This is a genomic window from Pseudomonas sp. GXM4 (assembly GCF_008923895.1).
Classification (GTDB): domain Bacteria; phylum Pseudomonadota; class Gammaproteobacteria; order Pseudomonadales; family Pseudomonadaceae; genus Aquipseudomonas; species Aquipseudomonas atacamensis.
The window spans coordinates 1-5,750 of sequence record NZ_WBRZ01000320.1 but is presented as its reverse complement, the minus strand read 5'-3'; the positions used below and the strand labels follow the sequence as shown (position 1 = coordinate 5,750).

Sequence of the window (5,750 nt, the reverse complement as noted above, 5' to 3'; positions counted from 1 at the left end):
CTACAGATGAAGGATTACTTCATCTCGACGATGACTTCTTCGTTCCACTGCTGTGGCAGGGCTTTGGAGGTCTTTTCCCACGCCTCGGCGTCCTTGACCGGCGTGACCTTCTTGTACTGCTCGTTTGGCAGCAGTTTGGCTTTCACGTCTTCCGGCAGTTGCAGGTGTTCGGCGCGGATCGGCCGGGCGTTGCCGCGGGCGAGGTTGGTCTGGCCGGCGTCGCTGAAGATGTATTCGCGCGTCAGCTTGGCGGCATTGGGGTTTTTCGCGTACTTGTTGATGATCGTGGTGTAGCCGGAAATCACCGAGCCGTCGGATGGAATCAGCACTACGTAATCATCCGGGTTGGCCATCTTGGCTTTGTAGCTCAGGCCATTGAAGTCCCAGACCACGCCGACTTCGATCTCGCCTTTTTCCATGGTGGCGATAGTCGGGTTGGCCATCGACAGACGACCCTGTTTGGCGAGGTCGGCGAACAACAGCAGGGCGGGCTTGATGTTTTTCTCGTCACCGCCATTGGCCAGTGCGGCAGCGAGGACACCGTTGGCGGCCTGGGCAGCAGTGCTCACGTCGCCGATGGAGACTTTGTATTTACCGGTTTTCAGGTCAGCCCATTTGGTCGGCACGTCGGAGCCGTTCAGCAGCTTCTTGTTGACGATGAAGGCGATGGTGCCGGTGTAGGCCAGTGCCCAGTTGCCGTCCTTGTCCTTGGCCCAGTCCGGAATCTGATCCCAAGTGCTTGGCTTGTACGGTTGCACCACGCCTTGCTTGACCGCGATCGGGCCGAAGGCAGCACCGACGTCGCCGATATCGGCGGTGGCGTTGTCTTTTTCAGCGGCGAACTTGGCGATTTCCTGAGCCGAACTCATATCGGTGTCGATGTGTTTCAAGCCGTAATTCGCAGCCAGATCATCCCAGGTGCCTTTCCAGTTGGCCCAGTTGTCGGGCATGCCGACGCTATTGACGGCGCCTTCCGCTTTCGCAGCGGCTTCGAGGGTTTTCAGATCGGTGTCGGCCGCCATGGCGGCGCTGCACATTGCAATGGTCGAGCCTAACAGTGTTGCCAGGAAAAGCTGTTTCATTCCGAAGCTCCTTGGTCGTGTTCAACGCTGCGATTGCGGTTGGGTTGGTCTAGGTCAGCAATACCTGAGCCAATTTAGGCGGGCTGGATGACATTTTGATGTCGATGGCCTTGTGGCTGATCTTTTCTCCGCCCGGGATTGGCCGTTGCCAAACAAGCGTAGACCATGACGCAGGCCCGATACGCAAGGGACTTGGCCGATGTATTGCAAGCCGTGAAAGCGACCGTTCGGTAGTTTTGTCATCAGTCGGTCATCTGCACTGCCTAGGCTTGCAACATACGAAGGCGCTTCGTTCGGCGTTCGGATTTGCCCCGAAACAGTGCTGGTCTAGTCCAGATAGGTAACGTTGATGCGCGATGAGGCAACGAAAGCGGTGACAGCGATTGGCCAAGTGTTGCAGGAGCAAATCGATCACGGTTTGCTGGCGGCCGGGAGCAAGTTGCCCGCTGAACGCAAGCTGAGCGAGCTGTTCGGGACGACGCGGATCACTGTGCGTGAAGCGCTGTTGCAGCTTGAGGCACAGGGGCAGATTTACCGTGAGGAGCGGCGTGGCTGGTTCGTGTCGCCGCCGCGTCTGGCTTATAACCTCATGCAGCGCAGTCACTTCCACGCCATGGTCAGTGCGCAGGGGCGCGAACCTTCGACCGAGGTGATTTCGGCGCGGTTGCAGCCGGCTTCGGCGGCGGTGTGTGCGTGGTTGCAGTTGCCGGCGTTGTCGAGCGTGATTCAGATTTGCCGCTCGCGGCGCATTGATGGGCGACTGGTGTTGTATGTGGAGCACTATCTGAATCCGCAGTTTTTTCCGGGGATCCTCGAGTTTGATTTGAATCAGTCGATCACCGAGTTGTATGCGCGGCATTTCGATTTGCACTATGGGCGGGTGCGGTTTGAGATCGTGCCTACATCTTTATCTGTCGATGCGGCGGCGGCTTTACGGGTGTCGGTGGGGAGTCCGGGACTGAGGATTGCTCGGGTCAATTATGATCAGCATGGGCGGCTGATTGATTGTGATCTGGAGTTTTGGCGGCATGATGCGATTCACGTAGGGGTTGATGTGGTTTGATCTTCTGGTCGCTGCGCTCCCACAGTCACCTCCCTCTCTACTTGCCCACCGCCGCATTCCCATACAGATAATCCGTCGCCAACGACGCCAGTGTCCTCACCCCAACCACCAGCGCCGACTCATCCACAAAGAACCCCGGATTGTGATTCGGCGCGGCTTTGCTCATGTCCTGGTCCCTCGGGGTCACTCCAAGAAACACAAACAGTCCCGGCGCTTCCTTGGCGAAGAACGAGAAATCTTCCGCCCCACCCACCAGCGGTCCCTGCACCACATCATCCTTGGCCGCCCACTTCAATGTCGGCAGCATTTTCTCGGTTAGTGCAGGGTTGTTAATCGTCGGGTCGTATTTTTCGATGATGGTGACGTCGGCTTTGGCGCCGCCGCTTTCGGCGATTTTCTCGATGGTCTGGCGTACGTCGCTGTGCAGTTTCTGGCGGATGCCGTAGTCGTAGGAGCGGATGGTGCCGGTCATGTCGAGTGATTCGGGGATGATGTTGTAGCGGGTGCCGCCGTTGATGGTGCCGATGCTGACCACCGACGGGTAAGAGGAAATGTCGGTGCGGCGGCTGACCACGGTCTGCAGGCCGACGATGGTTTGCGCGCCGACGGTGATCGGATCGATGCCGTCCCAGGGGCGGCCGGCGTGGGTTTGTTTGCCGTGGATCTTGATGCGCAGGTCGTCGGAGCTGGCCAGGGTCGGGCCGGGGCGGTAGGCGATCTGGCCGGCGGGGACGCCCGCCCAGACGTGCAGGCCGAACACCGCGGCGGGTTTCGGCGATTTCATCACGCCTTCCTCGACCATCATCTTCGCGCCCCAGGTATTTTTGCCGTCGGGAATAAAATCGCTCGGACCTTCCTCGGCGGGCTGGAAGTAGAACACCACGGTGCCGGGCAGGGTGTCGCGCATGCCTGTCAGAATTTTCGCTGCGCTGAGCAGGATCGCGGTGTGGGCGTCGTGGCCGCAGGCGTGCATGACGTCGACTTCCTTGTCGAGATACGTGCCTTTGGCTTTCGAAGCGAACGGCAAATCGGAGGCTTCCTTGACCGGCAGCGCGTCCATGTCGGCGCGCAGGGCCACGGTCGGGCCGGGCAGGGCGCCTTTCAGCACGGCTACTACGCCGGTGCGGGCGACGCCGGTTTTCACTTCCAGGCCCATGGCTTGCAGCTGTTTGGCGACCAGTTCAGCGGTGCGTTTTTCAGTGTTGCCAAGTTCTGGATGAGCGTGAAGGTCGCGGCGGGTTTCCAGCAGCTCCGGCTCGAGCTTCTGCGCCTGCTCGGCGATGCGCGTGCGGGCGCTGTCCATCGTCGCGGCACTGGCGTGGCTGGCGACCAGGGTGAGCAAAAGGGTCTGGGCAATGCGCGTCAGTTGCATGGGCTTCTCCTTGATTATTGTTGTGGGCTTCCTTGCCTGTGACAAAGGCTTTGCACGCAAGTGCGATCGAGTCAGGAAAGCGCTATGCGCTTCGACAGATTTACGTTTGAGCATAAGTTATCAGCGAAAACTCCTACCGCTTTATCAGTTCCGTCCGGCGTGACAGATAAAACGCGGGCGATAACCATGTACCGCACCGCACAACATCTATTTCCATAAATTTCTCCAGGTACCGGTCACGTTATTGGCTGTTTGAGGGTAACGGGTCAGTGCGACAAAACTATTGTCCATGGAGGACTTATAAATGCAGCGTAATGGAATAACGCTTCCGCCGATTGTTGTGCGTCCGGATAAACAAGATGAATATTTACATTATTTAGGTGCAGGGGACGGCTCGGGACCAGGCATTAACTTTGCGCCGTTGGGTGAAATACTCGATATGGAAAGTATCTACAAAGATACTTCCAGAAATATTGCTCAAGTCATCGAACATGAACTGGCAGAAGTGCGAGCAGCAGGCGACCAAAGTGTATTGCCGCCTTTGGATGCGCTGGCGCGGGAGATGCGATTCAGGGAGTCGCTGACGACACGAAAATTCAATGCGTTTTTCGTGGCGAGAGACGTTGCCATTCAACGTTTCAGTCATGCCCAAATTGAAACGTTTTTTAACGGTGGCCGGTTACCGCAGGTAAATCGGCGAGGCAGTAGTGTCAGCGTTCGGCAGGCCTATAGCGCCTTGTTCAATGCCAAGTTGTTGGTCGAAGGCATCAACTTGTTGAACAGCCAGTCGGCCACGGTCAAGGGCATGATTGCCGTGGTGCAAGCGCAGGAAGCCGAGCGGATCGCTCAGGAGCAGGCGCGGTTGGCGGCGGAACACGCCCGGCAGGTTGCACAGGAACAGGCCCGCGTTGCTCAGGAGCAAGCGCGGCGGCTGGCGGAGGAGCTGGCGCGGCAGGCCGCCGCCGATGAAATCAGGCGGCTCGAAGAGGAACAGGCCCGTTTGGCGGCTGAGGCACTAGAGCGCAAGCGTGCCGAGGAGCAGGCGGCGCTTGAGGCTGAAGCCGAAGCACGCAGGGTTGCTGAGGAAAAGCGCCGGCAGGACACCTCCGGTGGGCACAGTAGCCTTTTGCGCTTTCAGGGCAATACCAGCCACGCCCAACTGGTATTTGCGACGTCCGCTGGTGCGGTCGCGATTGCCGACAACCTGATGGCGGGTTTTGCCGCCTCGATTCGCTCGGCGGTGGCCGGTTTATCGGGGCTGGCTGCTGGCACGGCGTCCGGTCTGATGGTGGGGGTAAGTGCGTTTGTCTACTCCCCGGTGTTGGGCAATGGGGAATTGCCTGAACGCTTTCTGCTCAGCCTCCCACTGGCAGATCTGCTGCCCGGTCAACTGCCTGATCTGGACAGGCTGGCAAGCGAAAGAGCACGACTGAATCTGCCGGTACGTTTGAGCGCCCGGCCGCTGACGGGCTCTCTCGCCGAACTGCTTGTCGTTCCGGTAGCGGGGACAAAACGGCCTTCCGGCGTTCGCGTGGTTGCAGCTGGTTTCAACGCAGGGAACAACACTTACCGCGCAACCCTCACCGACATCCCGCCGACAACCGCGGTCTGGACTCCCGCAGTAACGCCGGCAGACAGTTCAACGCTGTTCCCCATCGAGAATCCGTCCCCACCGCGATATATGGGCGGCAACCTCGTGCCGATTGAAGGACGGATCGACGCTCACCCAGGGCGGGGCAGCATTCGTTTCGACGACTTCATTCTGGTCTTCCCACCGGAATCGGGTCTGCCACCGCAGTACGTCATGTTCCGGGATCGACGCAATGATCCAGGGGTGGCGAGTGGTCATGGAGCGCCGGTTGCGGGTGGATGGCTAGGGGCTGCTGCGCAGGGTGATGGGGCGCCAATCCCATCGCACATTGCTGATCAGTTACGGGGTCGTCAGTTCAACAGTTTCAGAGCATTCAGAGAAACATTCTGGAAAGCTGTTTTCAATGACGAAAAACTGGCTGACTTATTTAATGAAACAAGTTTGAACGAAATGAAAAAGGGCAAAGCCCCGATAGTTAGAATGAACGATTCAGCAGGAGCAAGAATGAAATACGAACTGCATCATAAGGTCGGCTTGGCCGAGGGAGGGGATTTATATAATGCTGACAACATAAATATCGTAACCCCGAAGGCGCATGTTGAAATTCATAAAGGGCTTTGATATGAGATCGATACAGGATAT

Annotated in this window: 4 protein-coding genes; 2 read left to right on the top strand and 2 right to left on the bottom strand. The window is 58.1% G+C overall.

Annotation, left to right across the window (positions count from 1 at the left end):
• Positions 1–14 precede the first annotated feature (14 nt).
• On the bottom strand, positions 15–1,082 hold the full coding sequence (locus tag F8N49_RS24890) for an ABC transporter substrate-binding protein (protein ID WP_122747059.1): 1,068 nt from the start codon (positions 1,080–1,082) through the stop codon (positions 15–17).
• A gap of 349 nt (positions 1,083–1,431) precedes the next feature.
• Between F8N49_RS24890 and phnR the strand changes: the two genes are divergently transcribed.
• The gene (gene phnR, locus F8N49_RS24885) at positions 1,432–2,145 is read left to right on the top strand and encodes a phosphonate utilization transcriptional regulator PhnR (RefSeq protein WP_016773745.1); all 714 of its coding nucleotides are present in this window, start codon (positions 1,432–1,434) and stop codon (positions 2,143–2,145) included.
• 37 nt (positions 2,146–2,182) lie between these two features.
• Here phnR and F8N49_RS24880 read toward each other — a convergent pair whose 3' ends face one another.
• Entirely contained in the window at positions 2,183–3,517 is a 1,335-nt protein-coding gene (locus F8N49_RS24880) for an amidohydrolase (RefSeq protein ID WP_151553010.1), read from the bottom strand.
• 304 nt (positions 3,518–3,821) lie between these two features.
• Here F8N49_RS24880 and F8N49_RS28485 point away from each other — a divergent pair, with 304 nt between their 5' ends.
• Positions 3,822–5,729, top strand: a complete 1,908-nt coding sequence (locus F8N49_RS28485) for an S-type pyocin domain-containing protein (RefSeq protein WP_151553008.1) — start codon at positions 3,822–3,824, stop codon at positions 5,727–5,729.
• Positions 5,730–5,750: the final 21 nt, after the last annotated feature.

What these genes read in the sequence shown, in the direction of transcription:
- F8N49_RS24890 (WP_122747059.1), bottom strand. Translation starts at nt 1,082, where the DNA reads ATGAAACAGCTTTTCCTGGCAACACTGTTAGGCTCGACCATTGCAATG.
- phnR (WP_016773745.1), top strand. Translation starts at nt 1,432, where the DNA reads ATGCGCGATGAGGCAACGAAAGCGGTGACAGCGATTGGCCAAGTGTTG.
- F8N49_RS24880 (WP_151553010.1), bottom strand. Translation starts at nt 3,517, where the DNA reads ATGCAACTGACGCGCATTGCCCAGACCCTTTTGCTCACCCTGGTCGCC.
- F8N49_RS28485 (WP_151553008.1), top strand. Translation starts at nt 3,822, where the DNA reads ATGCAGCGTAATGGAATAACGCTTCCGCCGATTGTTGTGCGTCCGGAT.